Genomic DNA, 18,650 nt, shown 5'->3' with positions numbered 1-18,650 from the left:
AATCATAGCGTCAAGAATAATAGAGACAGCAAATGACCAATAATCCACCCAGCAGTTTCAACAACATGCTTATTATCGCCATGTTTGAACTGCGTAAATTTTTATTTAATACCCGAGGGATCATCGCCTTGGTCGCCTTTGGTTTAGTGTGGGGCGTACTCCTGCTTTATCCCATTCAAAGCGCATCGGCGATGTTATTGCAGCCCAATGTAAAAGATGTCATCGACAGCTTATTTGGGGCCAATACCCTCAACGTGCTCTTTGAGTGGCCTGTAGCCGAAATGGCGGTGTTTTGGTGCTTTGCGCTGTATTTATTCCCACTGTTCAGTATTTTGATCGCCGCCGATCAATTCTCTTCCGATAAAACCCGTGGCACACTGCGCTTTTTAACCCTGCGCACTAGCCGTGACAGCTTATTGTTCGGGCGTTTTCTCGGCCAAATTCTGATCCAAGGCTTGCTGATCCTATTGACGATTATCGCCACAGTCGCCCTCGCGCTCAGCCGTGACAGCCAGCTTTTTTTACCAGCGTTAACCTCTGGCGCCTTAGTTGGCCTTAACCTCATCATAGTGATCTTACCCTACACGGCAGTGATGACCTTATTGTCCCTGTATGCGCGCACAGCACGCCAAGCTATGGTGTTTGCGACCATTTTATGGACTGTGATTTCCATCGCCATCATGGTGTTAGGCAGCCAATCTAACGTATTGGCTCAGCTACAATGGATATTACCCGGTGCTCAGTTATCGGACATGCTCAATACCAATGGACTCAACAGTTTAGTTTATGCCCCTATTCCACTAATCCAAACCGCTGCGGCCCTCTTACTCGGCAGAATGTATATGCAAAGGAGCTCGCTATGAGTCTGATCCAATGCCAAGGACTGTCAAAGCTTTACGGCAGCAAAAAGGCGCTGAATGATGTTAACTTCAGCCTAGAAGCGGGTGCCCCCATCGCCCTTGTCGGTCCCAATGGTGCGGGTAAAACCACGCTTTTTAGCCTGTTATGCGGCTATATGTCGCCAAGTGCCGGGACAATAACCCTGCTCGGTGAAGCGCCTAATAGCCCTAAACTTTTAGGTAAAATTGCCGCTTTACCCCAGGATGCGGTGCTCGATCCCAATTTGACCATTGTTAGCCAATTAAGCTTTTTCGCGCGTTTGCAGGGCATGGGCGTTGAACAAGCCAGACAAGAGGCCATTCGCGTATTGACCTTAGTCGATTTAGCTGACGTCGCCGAGCAAAAACCACCCAGTCTTAGCCACGGTATGAGTAAACGCGTATCGATTGCGCAGACGCTCATTGGCTCGCCAGAATTAGTGTTATTGGATGAGCCGACGGCGGGACTCGACCCTGCCAATGCGAAAAAAGTCCGCGAGCTGGTCAAAGCCCTATCGCCCACCACGACCTTTATGATCAGCTCGCATAATCTCGATGAGCTCGAAAAGCTGTGCGATCAAGTGTTGTATTTAGACAAGGGCCAACTGAGCCAAGCCGTGTCTATGCATGCATCGACCGACAGTGATTACCTAACGTTAACCATGCAAACTTGTGACAGTGAGGTGCTGCAAGCGGAAGTGGCGAAACTGGCGGGCGTGGTGAACGTCAGCTCAAAACAGAGCAAAGTGTTTATTATCCAGCTTGCCACGGATGCAGAAAAAGCACAGAACAGTGATATTGAAATGCGCCTATTTACCCTTTTCAACCAACATCAGTGGCAATATAAGATGCTGCTGAAAGGCCGCACTCTGGAAGAAACGCTCTTTTCATAGGCGAGCTTTAAAAAGTTGGCTTCACATAAGCCAGCCGTTGAATAATGCTGCTCATGACTTAAGCGCAACCCAGTTGCGCTTAAGTTTTCGACTCAAAACTGACAAGCACTCAAAACCGACAAGATTACCGCTCAATATACCAACACTCTGTTTTCAATAAAGCTACAAGCCAGTCAATAAAACACCACTCGACCGCGCTAAGCTGGCTATGGCTTTCAATCTTAAGGCGAGCTTGTTATAACTCCCCTTCGATTGAACCTAAGCTGACTTCAGAGGTTTCTATGAACAAAGCACAACTTATCCAACGTATTGCCGCCGAGCTCAATGCATCGCAAGCGAGCACTAAACCTGTGGTTGAGCAGATTTTGCAACAGATCCACATCGCCTTAAGCGAAGGCGAAAAAATCTACCTGCCACAATTTGGCACCTTTGAATTGAGATACCATGTCGCTAAAACGGGCCGTAATCCACAAACGGGCGAAACCATAGAAATCGACGGCTACAATCAGCCCAGCTTTAAAGCCTCAACGGCATTGAAGCAACAGATCAATCGCTGATAGCAACGCTTAGCGTTAATGTGCAGTCACTCATTTGCGAACATTAATCGGCAGCCTTGATAGAAATAAGCCTCACCTAATGTGAGGCTTTTGGTCTCAAAACATTACGATAGCACTTAGCTGAAAGTATTAAGCGGCTAAGCATTAGTTAGGCACTGGCTATGTATTGGCCTCTGCGCTTTGAAAAAGTGGCGAAGTATCAAGATAATCGGCGGCATTTTCAGCACTGGGAGCATCAAGAAAAGGCACACAGCCGAGGAAAGGCGCTGACATCATCTCTTTAAGACTCGCCAAGTTTTCCGCAAACATACTCATATTCGGGTCGACACAATTGGCAACCCAGCCAGCAATCTTAAGCCCATCAGCCAATATCGCCTCTTGAGTCAGCAGTGCGTGATTTAAGCAGCCGAGTTTCATGCCCACCACGAGTATCACTGGCAGTTCTAATTTCTGTACCACTTCCGATAAATATCTCCCCTCGCCTAAGGGTAAACGCCAGCCACCCGCGCCCTCAATCAAACAAAAATCCGCTTGAGCAAACGCTGCTAAATCCAAGCTTTCGATAATGACTTCAGGCGCTAAACCCACGCCCACTTGGGCGGCAGCAATATGCGGCGCAATCGCAGGCTCGAAGGTAAAAGGATTGATGGTGGAATAGGCCAGTTTTAGTGAAGATGACGTCATAAGATGCAGCGCATCGGCATTACGTAAGCCTTCGGAGGTTTGCGCACAGCCCGAGGCGATGGGCTTAACACCTAAGGTAGACTGCGTGTTAGAAGCCAAAATACTCACAGCCGAGTCAGCGCTGGCTATCGCGCCCAAACGGTTTACTGCGGTTAACAGCGCCGATGAAACTAAGGTTTTACCACTGTCGGTATCTGTACCTGTTACAAAAAACATATTAGATCCTTATCTGTCGCTACTGAGTGGTCTTTATGAAATACACTCGGTATGAAGCCAAAAGCAACCAATCCATAAATCTACACACTAAAGCCCCTATCGCTCACCAATGCTAAATATATTTGCATGATGATTGCTGTAGCTAAAACACTGTTGTAGCTAAAACACTGCTTTAGTTAAACATAGCGCGAAACTGTTATATCCCGCGCCGAGCACGTATCTGCACTATCTGATAGGTTAACGGTAAACCTTGGGGTACACGTAACGATTCGGCTTTGGCCTGCATTGCCAGCCAATCTTGGCGACCACGCAGCCGCGGAGCTAAATCTGCAGCGGCTATTGCACCAGCAACTTCTCCTGCTGCTTGCGATGTTGAGTCAATTAAACGGGTTGAGTTGGCTGAACTGATTGAATGAGCTGAATGGCTTGAGCTGACCGATTGCACTGATGCGCCTACCCCTTTAATGGAATAGAGTAAGGTTTTGAGCGTATCAAAATGCACTGTCATAGGAATGAGCTGCACCTCTAACGACTGCCATGTATCGAGTTTAAATGCCGCTTTGAGCGACTCTAGCGTCGAAAAGTCATTCACTCTTAAGCCTAATTCGGCTAATTGATTCAAACTTCCCTGCGCTACTAGGCTCAAATGACACTCGCCATTTGGCTTAAGCACTCGCGCCATTTCGGCGACCGCAGCGGCGAAATTCCCACACCATTGCAAAGCCAAATTCGAATAAATCACATCGATGCAGCCATCGACAAAAGGTAAACACTCGGCATCGGCGCACACGCCGTGATAATCGGGATAAGATTGTTTTAGCTTGTGCAACATGCCAAGGGCGATATCCACAGCAAACACAGTCGTCTGTGGATTTTGTATCGAACCCTGCTCAGCGTGATGCTCAGATTGATGTGCAAAATCATGCACCGAAAAATCGGTCCCAGGGCCAGCGCCAATGTCCAACAGATGACCTTTGGCGGTAAACTCACTGAGTAAACTGGCGGCGCTCAGACGTTGTAACTGATTATGGTCTTGATAACTATGGGCCGCTGCAGAGAATCGTTCGGCAATCTGAGCGCCGTGTGTATTGGCTATTTTCTTAATTGCTCTTTTTCCAACAGCTGGTTTTTCAAAGGCTTGTTTTTCAATCGCTTTTTTTTCAAAAGCTTTCATTACAGCAGATTCGCTCACATTCATCTCGTGAGATATTGACCCGCAAGAGCTGGACTCACTAGATTTGAGCACGTTAGAGCTTGGTTCACTCGCCTTGGGCTTGCTGGATTTAATCGGGCTTGGCATTGCAGTTAACACTCAACCATAAAAACTTAAAATTCAATAGAATAACGCCTTCAATCGCGTACATTTATCTGTGATCATCCGTAGCTTGTCGTTCAGTCACAAGTGGCACACGGACGCGACTGAGCACTTGAGCTAATTGCGCAGCACAGGCCGCGATATCTTCCGCGGCATGGGCGGCCGTTAAGGTAATACGTAAACGCGCAGAGCCCACAGGCACGGTCGGCGGGCGAATCGCGCCAACCCAAATCCCTGCAGCCCTTAGCTCCTCAGCCACTTGCAGGGTTTGCAATGCATCACCAATGACCAGCGGCTGAATCGCGGTATCTGAACCTAAAAGGGGCACATTCGCCTCAAGGCATAATCGTTTAAACAGCGTGATATTCTCACGCAGTTTTTGCTGTAACTCGGGATGTGCTGTGCAGTACTGAGCAGCGGCTAACGCTAATGCGGCATTGGCGGGCGATAAAGCGGTCGAGTAAATGTATTCACGGGCGTTACTGACTAAATAATCGATCAGCGCCTGACTCCCCAACACGGCCGCACCTTGGCAACCTAATGCTTTACCAAAAGTGACCACTTGCACATCGATAAGCTTGGCGGCATCAGCATTGTGATAATCATCGAGCACCGCAAAACCATGGGCATCATCGACAATCAACCAAGTGTTATTTTGCTGACAAAGCGCCGATAACTCAGCAATCGGTGCACAATCTCCGTCCATGCTAAACACGCTTTCAGTGATTAACGCCGATGTCTGATGTCGAGCGAGTAACCGCTCAGCGCTTTCTAAGGAATTGTGTAAAAAACGTTTCAGCTGCGCGCCGCTATCGTGCAAACCATCAATAATTGAGGCGTGTACGAGTTTGTCGGCAACAACAATATCGTGTTGATCAAATAGGGTTTTCATTAGCGCCGTATTAGCACTAAAGCCCGAGCAAAATAATAATGCCGCTTCATGTCCCGTTAAGGCGCAAAGTTCACGCTCCAGCGCCAAATGTGCGTCACTGTAACCTGTCACTAAGGGCGATGCGCCGCTGCCCACACCGTAGATTTGTGCGCCAAGGTGCAAGGCCTCAGCGAGCTCAGGTACGCGGGATAAACCTAAATAATCATTACTACTGAAATTGACATAAGTGCGACCTTCAAACACAAAACGTGGGCTCGAAGTGGATGCGTTGGTGTTAATGGCATGATCGACACTCAGCACTTTACGTTGGCGCAGTAATCCTTGCTCACGCAGAGCATGCTGACGGGCGGCAATTTTAGTCTCAAGCAGAGAACTCATCAATTTAGCCTCAAGAGTGTGCGATTTAAGCAGATTTATCTTAGGAATAGAACACATTGAATAAACCTGTTGGCCGCAGTCAATACAGACTGCGCCGACAGGATTGATATGTTATTCAAGATATACGTCAAACAACATGAAGTCAGTGTGCTTACAAAGCCGCCGCGTCATAGAATTGTGCCGATGACTTATCTTGATAGGCCGCCGCTTTGGCTAGAACAGCACTTTCTTCTTCCAATTTTGCCGCAGCGCCCTGTTCTGGACGTAAGCCTAAACGTCGGAATAGCCCCATATCATCGCTTTCTTCTGGGTTTGGCGTGGTCAGCAATTTACAACCGTAGAAAATCGAGTTGGCGCCAGCAAAGAAACACATGGCCTGCAGTTCATCACTCATATTTTCGCGACCCGCCGATAACCGCACGCGCGAAAGCGGCATTAAAATACGTGCCACGGCAATGGTACGCACAAATTCGAGTGGATCGAGATCGTCAAGCTTCTCAAAAGGTGTGCCCGCCACTTTGACTAACATATTGATCGGCACTGAATCAGGGTGCTGGGGTAAATTGGCCAGCTGTTGCAGTAAGCCTGCACGATCCGTCGCCTTTTCACCCATGCCGACAATCCCGCCAGAACACACTTTCATGCCAGAAGCACGCACATGTGTCAGGGTATCTAAACGATTTTGATAGGTACGAGTGGTGATCACATCGCCGTAGTATTCAGGCGAAGTATCTAAATTGTGGTTGTAATAATCTAAGCCTGCGCCAGCTAAATCGTTCGCCTGCTCTTCAGAAAGCATGCCAAGCGTCATGCAGGTTTCCATGCCTAAGGCTCTGACTTCTTGTACCATTTGCTTAAGGTACGGCATGTCTTTTTCTTTCGGGTTACGCCAAGCGGCGCCCATACAGAAACGAGATGCCCCCGCGGCTTTAGCACTGCGCGCTTCGGTCAGCACAGTTTCCATTGCCAGCAAACGCTCTTTCTCTAAACCTGTGTCATAACGGGCGCTCTGTGGGCAGTATTTACAATCCTCAGGGCAAGCACCGGTTTTAATCGATAACAAGCGGCTAATTTGCACTTCATTGGGATCGTACACTTCACGGTGAATGCTGTGGGCTTTAAATAACAAATCATTCATCGGCAGCGCAAATAAGGCTTCGATTTCTTCCCGCTTCCAATCATGACGAACTTGCAACTGCGACATTGAACACCCTTTTTATTCTGTCTTTTATCTTGGCTAGGATAACCTCAGCCCTTAAACTGTCAACGCCAACCAGTGAACTCAGTTTACTAGTGGCTACTTTACCACCAACCTAGTGAGCATTTATGCGCAATTTACTCGATTTTGATTTTGATAGCGCCCATATTTGGCATCCTTACACCTCAATGACCCGTTCTCTTCCTGTTTTTGGTGTACATAGCGCAAAGGGTTGCGAGCTCGAACTCGTCGATGGCCGCAAGCTGGTCGATGGCACTAGCTCATGGTGGGCTTGTGTGCACGGCTATGCGCATCCCGAGATATTAACCGCGATGGAAAAACAGCTGCATCAGCTGAGCCATGTAATGTTTGGCGGCATCACCCATGAACCCGCCATTGAACTGTGTAAAAAACTTATCGCTATGACCTGCGAGCCGCTGACGAAAGTCTTTTTATGCGACTCTGGCTCTATCTCAGTGGAAGTGGCGATCAAAATGGCGCTGCAATATTGGCAAGGTCAAAGTTTGCAAGGTAAAAGTTGGCAAGATCAAAGCTCGCAGGAACAAACCACACATCAAGAGCGGCCATTAAAACAACGTATTCTTACCGTTAAGAAGGGATATCACGGCGATACCTTTGCCGCCATGAGCGTGTGCGATCCCGAAGGTGGCATGCACACTATGTTTGGCGATGCGCTAACAAAACAATCTTTTGTGCCCGCGCCACAAACCGCCTTTGGCGAAGCCTTACAAGCCGATGATTTAACCGCAATGCGCAGCATTTTAAGTGCAAATCACCATGATATTGCCGCTGTGATCATAGAGCCGATCATGCAAGGTGCTGGCGGGATGCGTTTTTACAGCGCGGATTATTTAGTGGGTATTCGCGCCCTGTGCGATGAATTTGATGTGTTGTTGATTTTGGATGAAATCGCCACAGGCTTTGGCCGAACAGGTAAGCTGTTTGCCTATGAACACGCCAATATCACTCCAGATATCTTATGTTTAGGTAAAGCACTAACGGGCGGTTACATCAGCCTAGCGGCAACGCTATGTACCGATAAAGTCGCCCAAGGAATCAGCCAATCTCCCGCGGGCGTGTTTATGCATGGGCCGACATTTATGGGCAACCCGCTGGCCTGCGCGGCGGCGTGTGCGAGCTTAGACTTAATCAATCGCAATGAATGGCAAACGCAAGTGGCCGCTATCGAGCAGCAAATGCGCTTAGAACTTAAGGATGCGATTGATTTACCCAGCGTAAAAGACGTGCGAGTGCTCGGCGCTGTCGGCGTGTTAGAGATGCACGAACCCGTCAACACGGCAGAGTTGCAGCAACAATTTGTTGATTTAGGCGTGTGGGTTCGCCCCTTCGCTAACCTTATCTATATCATGCCGCCCTATGTGATTAGCCCGGCGCAATTAAGCCAACTCACCCGTGCGATGAAGCTAGTTGCAACAAGCATTAAGGCATCATCCGCCTGTGACGAGCCACAGCTTATTAGCCACGGTTAATACCAACAGCATAAGCCTTCAACGTAATCATCCTTCAAATAGATAACCCTCTGCGCATCGTTAAAAGTGCGCTAGGGTTTAAACTAAGCAGCGATGTTAAGTCACTCAGCAGTCTTACCCAGAATACAAACCTCGCATCCTCTCGATAGCTAAAAGCGCTAAGATTGCAATTGCAACATTGCTCACAATTTCCATTAAAACTCCGCAATTTAGCCCATTAATTTAATCTAGCAACTGGACATTTTTCCAAAGCCAGCAATGCTTATATCGCTAATGTTTTCCCGCACATCTTTCGCCAATATCCGCCAACAAATTGAGCTGAGGAATGGCTTAAATAGCAACACCAAGACATGGAGATCATATGTTCAAACTCGCTGACATAGCCGTCAATCGCAAACTCGCATTACAGCTCATCATCGCCCTAGCAGGCGCCATAATTTTACTCATTATTTCAGTTAGTGCTTTAAAGCATAATCTGATGATGGAGCGTGAAGCACGGCTTAATGCCGTATTGTCCCTCGCTAGCAGCCGCATTCAGGCGTTATCCCAATCACTGCCCTTAGAGCAAGCACAGCAGGCCGCTAAGGACATGTTGAACGACATGCGCTTTGATGGTGATAACTACTTGTTTGTGATTGATGAATCGAGGCGCGTCATCGTCCATCCCATCAAAAGAGAATTAGTTGGGCAACAGATGGGCAATCAAGGCGAAGAAAACTATTGGTACAAAATGGTCGAACTCGGCCGTGATGGCAAACAAGGCCTAGTCGAATACCGCTGGATGACAGCTAATGGAAAATCGGCGCAAAAAATCTCACTCGTCATGGGATTTAAACCTTGGGGCTGGATCTTAGGCTCAGGTATGTTACTCCAAGATATTGAAGCCACCATTTGGCATGAATACCTCACCATGGGTGGTATTACATTTGTCATTATTGTGCTTATGGCTTGGCTAGGTTATGCCATTAGCCGCTCTATTACTCGGCCATTGGATGATGTGAATCAGGCGATGCTCGCTATCACTAAGGGGGATTTAACTACGCAATTAAAGGTCTATGGTAAAGACGAGCTTGGCTCTTTAGCCCGCAACATCAACCAAAGCATTGGCTCGATTCGTAGCACCTTACAGGAAGCGAGTCATAGCGCTGATCATGTTGCCCAGGCCTCGGCTCGCATCGCCTCAACCGCAGAGGAAACTAATCAAGCAGTAAATAATCAGCGGGATCAACTTGCCCAGCTTGCCACCGCCATGAATGAAATGAGCGCCACTATCGCTGATGTGGCAAACAATGCAGAGAGTACAGCCAAAGATACCAAAGAAGCCACCTGGGAAGCTGGCCTTGGCGATCAAGATGTTCACGCCAGCGTAGATGGTATTCATGCTCTTGCCAAAGAAGTGGAGCAAGCGACGGACCAAGTGAACATGCTCAAAGAGGAAGTCATGCAGATCAGCGAAGTGACCTCTGTTATCAGCGCGATTTCAGATCAAACTAACTTACTCGCATTGAATGCCGCCATTGAAGCCGCCCGCGCTGGCGAGCAAGGACGAGGGTTTGCAGTGGTCGCCGATGAAGTGAGGCAACTTGCCAGTCGCACTAGGCAATCGACTGAAGAAATTCAGAACACGATTTCATTGTTGCAACAACGGGCCGTAAGCGCCGCTAAGGCAATGGATGCAAGCCGAGCTTTAGCAGAAAACAGTGTGAGTCAATCGGCAAAAGCAGGAGGTGATTTATCGCTTATCGTTACCCATATCAAACATGTGAGTGACATGGCAACCCATATCGCTACCGCCGCAGAAGAGCAAAGTGTGGTCGCTGAAGACATGAACAGAAACGTGTGCGGGATTAATAACTCAGCGCTCGAAGTCTCCGAATCGGCAACCTATCTCGCCCAAGAAAGTGAAAGTTTGGCGGAGTTATCACTGAATTTAAACAGCAAACTCGCTGTTTTCAAACTCTGATCATTCATTTGGTTGGTTGGGGATGAACGAAGCAACGATAACAAACCTCTAGCCTATTTCTCTTGCAAAGTGCTAAACCAGTATCTAGTGAAGTGTTTAATCCAGATAATCCGCCTCGCAACTACGCGGATTATCTGGGTTTCAGGCTAATGTACCGATGCCACTCAACTTATGTTTCTAATCTGATTTACTAAGCTGATTTAACTAAGCTGATTAGACTTAGTTGCTCAGACTCAGCTCATTTCACTAAGCTCGAAATCAAGGCGCGCAGCGCCGCAGGTTTTATCATTTTCGCCATATAGTGATAGCCGCGGCGCTGCACATCTTCCACCAGCTCTTTGCGGGTATTGGCGGTGATCAAAATACCGGGCAAGTCTTTGCCATACAGGGCACGAATACCGTCCATCGCATCAACGCCATTTTGGCCATCATCTAAGTGGTAATCGGCGAGCACAATATCGGGCGCAACGCCTTTCAGCCCTAGCTTAATGCGTGCATCAGATAAATCTTTTGCGCAAATAACCTCACATTGCCAACGACTTAATAGACTTTCTAACCCCGCCAGAATCGCCTCTTCGTTGTCGATACACAACACTTTGATACCCGATAACGGCTGCAGCAGCGATGGCAACGCCTTCACTTGCGGCTGACGTACAGTCTCCCCGAGCGGCACACAAATGGAGAATACCGAGCCGCGACCTAAATGGGATGAAACCTGAATACCGTGTTCCAGCACTTTACTGATGCGATCGGCAATCGCTAAACCTAAGCCCAAGCCGCTGACATTGTTGCTCTTAGGATTATTCAGCCGCTTGAATTCTTTAAAAATTTCTTGGGTTTCTTTTTCATCAATACCACAACCTGTATCTAACACTTGGATTTCAAGATAATGGCCACGATGGCGACAACCAAATAACACTCTGCCACCGCGAGCATAACGGTAGGCATTGGTTAAAAAGTTTTGTAGGACGCGGCGTAACAGCGAAGGATCGGAATTAACAGTCGCACTGCATGGGACCATCTTAAAACGGATTTGATTGTCCGCCGCCATCGCCTCAAACTCCACGGATAAGCCATTGATCAGTTCTGAAATCGCAAAGTCACGGCGATTCACCTCCACCATGCCGGAATCAAGTTTCGAAATATCCAGCAGATCGGTGAGCAACTCGCCAGCGATCTTAAGCGAGCTATTCACATGGGATAAGGTGGTTCTGGCCTCACGATCGAGATTAGGATACTGAGACAAAGATGCGGTAAATAACCGCGCAGCATTAAGCGGCTGCATCAAATCATGGCCAACAGCGGCCAAGAAGCGACTTTTAGAGGCGTTGGCGATTTCTTCCTGCGCCTTAGCTTCCAGTAACTCACTGTTCAACATGGCTAATTCATAGGTACGCTCGTTAACGCGGCTTTCTAAGGTTTCATTGGCTTCGAGCAGCGCACGCTCCTGCTCGCGATACTGAGTTATGTCGGTAAAGGTCATCACAAAGCCGCCGTCTGGCATGGGATTACCTTGAATTTTAATCACTTTACCGTCTCTGCGATGGCGCTCAGAAGTGTGTGGCGTGCCATTACGCATATGCTGTACCCGCTGGGCGACCTGCTGTTCAATTTCCCCTTCACCGCAATAACCCCGCGACGCATTAAAACGGATCACTTCGCTGATGGGCATACCCTGCTGTAAGAATCCGTCGGGATATTGGTACAACTCCACATACTTATAATTCCAAGCCACGAGATTGAGATCATTATCTATCACGCTCATGCCTTCATAGGCATGCTCAATCGCGCCGCGCAGCATGTCTTGGCTGAGCATAATTTTCGATGACGCTTCATCCACTAGACTGAACACTTCATCCAGCGCCAAATCACGTCCTTGCAGCACAGAATCCATCACCAGCGCTGCGCTTGAGGCGCCAAGCACGCCCGCCAATAAACGTTCTGTGTGGAAAATCAGCTCAGGCGGCGCTGCTTTATGCCAACTATCACTTTTTACCGCATCAATCGAAAAACGGCTAAAGCTTTCATAGGCGCGTGTTGGGCTAACGAATCGACTGGCGAGAATGAGTAAGTCCTGCTGTGAAATCGGGCCATTTTTCTTATTGGCACTGTTCTTCAATTTGCCAGGGCTCACAAAAGCACTGGCCTGAATACGCTCAGCCACACCCGCCCTAAACCAAATCGATCCCAAAATATAACAGGCGATATTGGCAAAAAGTGCCGTCAGAGCATCACGCACATTGGGCGTTATCGCATCTAGCAAACCTATCTCACCCGTGACTCCCGATACTAACGCTGATGAACTTTGCACATCTGTCATGCCCTGCAACATGATGTAGAACCACAACGTAAAGCCCACGCCGAGCCCTAAAAATACCCCAGCACGATTGCCGTGCTTCCAATAAAGCCCGCCCACTAAGGCAGGCGCTAATTGGGCGAAAGCGCCAAAGGACAACATGCCGAGATGGGATAAAGAATCACTGTCGGCTAAGGCAAGATAACTGCCATAACCTAGCCCAAGAATAATCACTATGGCTAAGCGGCGGGCATTTAGTAACAGGTGCGAGAACTGACTGAAGTTTTTCTCGCGAATATGGCCCGTACGCAGCATCACAGGCACTAGCCATTCGTTACTCACCATCACACTGATGGTCACGACCGCCACTATCACCATGCCGGTTGCCGCCGAAAGTGTGCCCAGTAAAGCAATCACAGCCAACAAAGGCTGATCTAAGGCCAGTGGCAGATTAATCACATAGGTATCGGCCGACACTGAATCACCAAGGATGATCTTCCCAGCTAATGCGAGCGGTCCAACGAATAAACCAAAAAGTGCTAAATAGATGGGAAATAACCAACGTCCCTTTGACAACACTGACTCATCGGCGCATTCCACCACCATCACATGGAACTGCCTTGGCATACACAAAAACGCCGCCATTCCGACGAGTAACTCAGGCATTAAAGCTTCGATACGAGGATTAGGATAATTGATCAACGACTGCGCATTGGCCTGCTGCCAAATATCCCCAAAACCATCGAATACCCCGAAACTGATGACAACACCGACCAACAAAAATGCAGCAAGTTTCACCAGAGACTCAAAGGCAATCGCCAGCATCATGCCGGGATTATGCTCAGTCGCATCGAGTTTGCGGGTACCAAATAAAATGGCAAATATGGCTAATAAAGACGTGATCAGTAACGGAATCGTCACCCCATCGAGGGGATCGTCTGCGGGTTGAAACAGGTTAAGGCTGAACACCATCGCCTTAAGCTGCAGGGCGATATAGGGCATGATGCCAAACAAGGCGATTAAGGTGACTAAGGCGGCTAAGGTTTGGGATTTGCCGTATCGGGCGGCAATAAAGTCGGCCACTGAGGTGATATTTTGTGCCTTAGACACTAACACCATCTTGCGTAACATGCTAAAACCTAAGGTAAAAATCAGAATTGGGCCGATAAAAATCGGTAAAAAAGACCAGAGATCCTTAGCCGATTGGCCAACAGTGCCTAAAAAACTCCACGAGGAACAATAAACCGCTAAGCTCAGGCCATAAATACCGACCTGTAGCTTTTTGGTGATGCGGCTAAACCAACGCTCCGCCCCCCACGCTAATAGGAATAAAAGCGAGACATAACAGATGGCAATAACGGCGACGACTAAGGTTAAATTCATACTTTGCTCTTTTTTCTGATTATTGTGCGATAAAACCTGTCTAAAATCTAGCCGGATGTTTAATGCAACAGACTAAATATAAAGGAAAATTTAAAACTAGACCAAGGTCTAATGGAGTTGCCGCCCCCTTGCATACCATACTCAGTCCACGCAATTTTTCAAAAGGGAAGCCCTATGAGCTCGCAGTCTCTCTACAAAGTCTCCGGCAATATCGCTGCCAATGCACTTGTAAACAACGATAAATATAAAACAATGTACCAAGAGTCGATTGTCAATCCTGAAGGTTTCTGGAGAGAACACGGCAAGCGTATTGATTGGATTAAACCCTATACCAAAATTAAAAAAACCTCTTTTGATGATCATAACTTATTGATCAATTGGTTTTATGACGGCACCCTGAACGCTTCTGCCAACTGTTTAGATCGTCACTTAGCCGAGCACAGTGATCGCGTGGCGATTATTTGGGAAGGCGACAACGCCAGCGAACAACGTAAAATTACCTACGGTGAATTACATGCAGAGGTGTGTAAATTCGCTAACGCGTTGCGCAGCCAAGGCGTGCGACGCGGTGACATAGTCACGATTTATATGCCTATGGTGCCAGAAGCCGCAGTGGCTATGCTTGCCTGTGCCCGTATCGGCGCGGTGCACTCTGTGGTGTTCGGTGGTTTCTCACCGGATTCTATCGCCTCTCGCGTCATTGACGGTAAATCCAAAGTCATCATTACCTCAGATGAAGGTATGCGTGGTGGCCGTGCTATCCCATTGAAACGCAACATTGACGATGCCTTAAAACACCCTGATGTCACTAGCATTGAAAAAGTCATAGTGCTTAAACGCACGGGTGGCAAAGTCGATTGGGTAGAAGGCCGTGATGTGTGGTGGCATTCGCTGATGGAAACCGCATCAGAGCACTGCCAACCAGAGGAAATGGACGCTGAATCACCGTTATTCCTGCTGTATACCTCAGGTTCAACCGGTAATCCCAAGGGCGTATTACACACCACAGGCGGCTACATGGTTTATGCGTCTATGACCCATGAATATGTGTTCGACTACAAAGCGGGTGAAGTCTACTGGTGTACCGCGGATGTGGGTTGGATAACAGGCCACTCTTACATGGTTTACGGCCCACTCGCCAATGGTGCAACTGTGCTTATCCATGAAGGCGTACCGAATCACCCAAGTCCTGCCCGTTTAGGCGAAATGATTGACCGCCATAAGGTAAACATTCTTTACACTGCGCCAACGCTAATTCGCGCGCTGATGGCCGAAGGCAAACAACACTTCGATAAGTTCGATGGTAGCAGTCTGAGGATCATGGGCTCGGTAGGTGAACCTATCAACCCAGAAGCGTGGCGTTGGTACCATGAAGTCATAGGTCATGAACATTGCCCTATCGTCGATACTTGGTGGCAAACTGAAACCGGCGGTATTTTGATCACGCCGCTACCAGGCGCGACCGACACTAAACCAGGCTCAGCGACCCGTCCGTTCTTTGGCGTTCAACCCGCCTTAGTGGATAACATGGGGAATATTTTAGAAGGTGAGAACGAAGGTAACTTAGTGTTACTCGACTCTTGGCCGGGCCAAATGCGGACTGTCTATGGCGACCACGAACGATTTGTATTGACCTACTTTAAAACCTTCCGTGGCATGTATTTTACCGGTGACGGTGCCCGCCGCGATGAAGATGGTTATTACTGGATCACTGGCCGAGTCGATGACGTAATCAACGTATCCGGCCACAGATTAGGTACTGCAGAGGTCGAAAGTGCGCTGGTATCACACGAACTGGTCGCCGAGGCAGCAGTAGTTGGTTACCCACACGATATTAAAGGCCAAGGTATTTATGCGTACGTCACGCTAACCCGCGGCACTGAAGAAACCGAAGAGCTACGACAAGAGCTGCGTCAATGGGTTCGTAAAGAAATTGGTGCGCTGGCAACCCCAGATCTCATCCAATGGGCGACGGGCTTACCTAAGACACGTTCGGGCAAGATCATGCGCCGCTTCCTGCGTAAGATTGCCGCTAACGAAGTGACCAACTTAGGGGATGCATCAACCTTGGCCGATCCAGCTGTGATCGAGACCTTAATTGAATCACGCTTAAATCGTACTGAGTAATATCCGAGTGACGAACAACGTCCACAACGCTTAGTCTATGCCCAATAGGCTAAGCGTAACCTGAACCTCCCTTTTTAAACCTCAGGTTAACAGTGAACCCTGTTGAGAGAGTGTGTGATTGCTCCTTTCTCTAGCTTGCCCCTCCAACCAGGGGCATTTTTTTTACCTGTTATGTTAAGCTTGCGACCTCACTTTTATTCAGCATAGATTTTTATCAGCGTGTCAGTCAAACTCAGAGACTATCAACAGCAAGCGGTTAATGCCGCCATCGCCCATTTTAGGCAAAGCCAAGCTTCCGCCGTACTTGTATTGCCCACAGGCGCGGGCAAAAGCATAGTGATCGCCGAACTGGCACGCATCGCCAAAGGTAGAGTCTTAGTGCTCACCCATGTGAAAGAATTAGTTGCTCAAAATGCCGAGAAAGTCGGCCTCCTCACAGCACAAGCCAGTATCTATGCGGCGGGACTCAATCAAAAAGCCACCGACGGAAAAACCGTCGTCGCCAGCATTCAATCGGCAGCGCGGGGGTTAACCCAGTTTGATCAGCCGTTTTCGTTAGTGATTATTGATGAATGCCACAGAGTCAGCCTAGAAAAAACCAGCCAATATCAGCAAGTGCTCAATCATTTACGCACGAAAAATCCCCAATTAAAATTGCTCGGCCTCACCGCTACGCCCTATCGCCTTGGCACTGGCTGGATTTATCAGCAACACTATCACGGCAAAGTGGGGTCTCCCGAACATGCTGTGTTCGAACATTGTGTGTTCGAACTGCCCATCAGGCCACTCATTAAACAAGGTTACCTCACAGCGCCAACCCTGTTTGATGGCTTAAGTGCCCAGTATGACTTCAGCCAACTCAAAGCCAACGAGAATGGCGAATATGCCGAAACCGAGGTTAACGATTTACTGGGGCATTACGGCCGCGCGACCACAGCGATAGTGAAACAGCTCACTGAACTGAGCCAACATAGAAAAGGCATTATCATCTTCGCGGCAACGGTGCGCCACGCTAATGAGATTTTTGGCCTACTCAACCAAGCTCATGCTGCACAGAGCGCCATTATCACGGCACAAACGCACGACAATGAACGAGATGCGACGATTGAACGCTTTAAAGCCCAAGAGCTGAAGTTTTTGGTCAACGTTGCTGTGTTGACGACAGGCTTCGACGCGCCCCATGTGGATTTGATTGCAATTTTGCGCCCTACCGCCTCAGTCAGTCTGTTTCAGCAAATGATCGGCCGTGGATTGCGAATCGCTGAAGGCAAAAAAGATTGTCTTATCATCGACTATGCAGCCAATGGTTATGACTTGTATTTCCCCGAGGTCGGCCAAGCGAAACCCAACAGTAAATCGGTACCCGTGCAAGTGCATTGCCCTGTGTGCGATTTTGCCAATATTTTCTGGGGACTCACGGATGATGATGGCGACATTATCGAACACTTTGGCCGCCGCTGTCAGGGCATAGTCGAACAGCAAGGTAAAAAGCTGCAGTGCGACTTTCGATTTAGATCTAAATCTTGCCCTGATTGCGGTGAAGAGAACGATATCGCGGCGCGCATTTGCCAGCACTGCCAATCGACCCTCATCGATCCCGATAAACGCCTGCGCCAAGTGCTCAGCCAGCAGCACCATCATTTGTTCCGCTGCCAGCATATGAGCCTCATCGACGATGATGGCAATCTGAAAGTGCAATACCTCGATATCGACGGCAATGAATTCAATCGCCGCTTTAAATTGCAAACACCGGCCCAGTGGCGAGCCCTATATGCCTTATTCATCTTTCCCCATAGCCGAACGCCGGGATTAAAACCAAAAAAGTACACTAAGGTGACAGAGTTAATCAGCGACGCGGATAAATTCCGTATGCCCGATCTCTTGCTGCTGAAGAAACATAAAAAAGGCTGGGATCTGCTCGAAAGCTATTTTGATTATCAAGGCCGCTATCAAACTGAAAATAAACGCAGCTGACATTATCAATTCACTTAGGCCTATGGTATAAAACGACTAAAGTAATCCTAAGGAGCTATTATGTTCGTTGTTATTTTTGGCCGTCCAGGCTGTCCTTATTGCGTTCGTGCTGTGCAATTATCTGAGCAACTCGTTGAAAAACGTGATGACTTTAAGTTCAGATATGTCGATATCCACGCAGAAGGCATCTCTAAAGCAGATTTAGAGAAAACTGTCGGTAAGCCAGTTGAAACCGTACCGCAGATTTTTGTCGATGAAAAACACGTTGGTGGCTGCACAGATTTCGAACAATATGTTCGCGAAAACAATCTGTTAGATTAAGCGCTACACATATGTGACCCGCTTAATGCAAAAGGAGACCTAAGGTCTCCTTTTTCGTTTTTAT

Annotated in this window: 13 protein-coding genes; 8 read left to right on the top strand and 5 right to left on the bottom strand. The window is 48.2% G+C overall.

Going from position 1 to position 18,650, the window contains the following annotated elements:
• Positions 1–32 precede the first annotated feature (32 nt).
• The 3 genes from AYJ58_RS11655 (at position 33) to AYJ58_RS11645 (ending at position 2,328) form a co-directional block, all read left to right on the top strand.
• The gene (locus AYJ58_RS11655; protein WP_106650248.1) at positions 33–863 is read left to right on the top strand and encodes an ABC transporter permease subunit; all 831 of its coding nucleotides are present in this window, start codon (positions 33–35) and stop codon (positions 861–863) included.
• Positions 860–1,771, top strand: a complete 912-nt coding sequence (locus AYJ58_RS11650; protein WP_106650247.1) for an ABC transporter ATP-binding protein — start codon at positions 860–862, stop codon at positions 1,769–1,771. The genes AYJ58_RS11655 and AYJ58_RS11650 overlap by 4 nt, the downstream gene beginning before the upstream one ends.
• A 281-nt stretch (positions 1,772–2,052) precedes the next feature.
• Entirely contained in the window at positions 2,053–2,328 is a 276-nt protein-coding gene (locus tag AYJ58_RS11645; RefSeq protein WP_106650246.1) for an HU family DNA-binding protein, read from the top strand.
• Between the two features lie 159 nt (positions 2,329–2,487).
• Here the strand turns inward: AYJ58_RS11645 and bioD are convergent, their stop codons facing one another.
• The 4 genes from bioD to bioB all read right to left on the bottom strand — a co-directional run bounded on the left by bioD (position 2,488) and on the right by bioB (position 7,017).
• Positions 2,488–3,228: a dethiobiotin synthase gene (gene bioD, locus AYJ58_RS11640; protein ID WP_106650245.1), complete on the bottom strand. Its 741-nt coding sequence runs from the start codon at positions 3,226–3,228 to the stop codon at positions 2,488–2,490.
• A gap of 196 nt (positions 3,229–3,424) precedes the next feature.
• On the bottom strand, positions 3,425–4,528 hold the full coding sequence (locus AYJ58_RS11635; protein WP_106651809.1) for a methyltransferase domain-containing protein: 1,104 nt from the start codon (positions 4,526–4,528) through the stop codon (positions 3,425–3,427).
• A gap of 64 nt (positions 4,529–4,592) precedes the next feature.
• Complete coding sequence (locus AYJ58_RS11630) at positions 4,593–5,813, bottom strand: aminotransferase class I/II-fold pyridoxal phosphate-dependent enzyme (protein ID WP_106650244.1); 1,221 nt, start codon at positions 5,811–5,813, stop codon at positions 4,593–4,595.
• Positions 5,814–5,964: 151 nt separating this feature from the next.
• On the bottom strand, positions 5,965–7,017 hold the full coding sequence (bioB, locus tag AYJ58_RS11625; protein WP_106650243.1) for a biotin synthase BioB: 1,053 nt from the start codon (positions 7,015–7,017) through the stop codon (positions 5,965–5,967).
• Between the two features lie 122 nt (positions 7,018–7,139).
• Here bioB and bioA point away from each other — a divergent pair, with 122 nt between their 5' ends.
• Both bioA and AYJ58_RS11615 read left to right on the top strand, forming a co-directional pair.
• Positions 7,140–8,522 (top strand): adenosylmethionine--8-amino-7-oxononanoate transaminase, encoded by a 1,383-nt coding sequence (gene bioA, locus AYJ58_RS11620; RefSeq protein WP_106650242.1) that lies wholly within the window; start codon positions 7,140–7,142, stop codon positions 8,520–8,522.
• 361 nt (positions 8,523–8,883) lie between these two features.
• Positions 8,884–10,485 carry a methyl-accepting chemotaxis protein gene (locus AYJ58_RS11615; protein WP_106650241.1) on the top strand — a complete coding sequence of 534 codons (1,602 nt, stop codon included), beginning with the start codon at positions 8,884–8,886 and terminating at the stop codon, positions 10,483–10,485.
• Between the two features lie 238 nt (positions 10,486–10,723).
• Here the strand turns inward: AYJ58_RS11615 and AYJ58_RS11610 are convergent, their stop codons facing one another.
• The gene (locus AYJ58_RS11610; protein WP_106650240.1) at positions 10,724–14,164 is read right to left on the bottom strand and encodes a hybrid sensor histidine kinase/response regulator; all 3,441 of its coding nucleotides are present in this window, start codon (positions 14,162–14,164) and stop codon (positions 10,724–10,726) included.
• Between the two features lie 174 nt (positions 14,165–14,338).
• On the opposite strand from AYJ58_RS11610, the gene acs reads away from it, so the two are divergent.
• From acs to AYJ58_RS11595, 3 genes are all read left to right on the top strand, one after another.
• Complete coding sequence (gene acs, locus AYJ58_RS11605) at positions 14,339–16,291, top strand: acetate--CoA ligase (RefSeq protein WP_106650239.1); 1,953 nt, start codon at positions 14,339–14,341, stop codon at positions 16,289–16,291.
• 219 nt (positions 16,292–16,510) lie between these two features.
• Complete coding sequence (locus tag AYJ58_RS11600) at positions 16,511–18,265, top strand: DEAD/DEAH box helicase (protein ID WP_106650238.1); 1,755 nt, start codon at positions 16,511–16,513, stop codon at positions 18,263–18,265.
• Positions 18,266–18,325: 60 nt separating this feature from the next.
• The gene (locus AYJ58_RS11595; RefSeq protein ID WP_006081259.1) at positions 18,326–18,586 is read left to right on the top strand and encodes a GrxA family glutaredoxin; all 261 of its coding nucleotides are present in this window, start codon (positions 18,326–18,328) and stop codon (positions 18,584–18,586) included.
• The last annotated feature ends 64 nt before the right edge of the window (positions 18,587–18,650 follow it).

This window comes from Shewanella sp. Pdp11, assembly GCF_002838165.1.
Lineage (GTDB): Bacteria > Pseudomonadota > Gammaproteobacteria > Enterobacterales > Shewanellaceae > Shewanella > Shewanella hafniensis.
The sequence above is the reverse complement of the archived record's forward strand: the minus strand, read 5'-3'. Positions and strand labels throughout refer to the sequence as shown.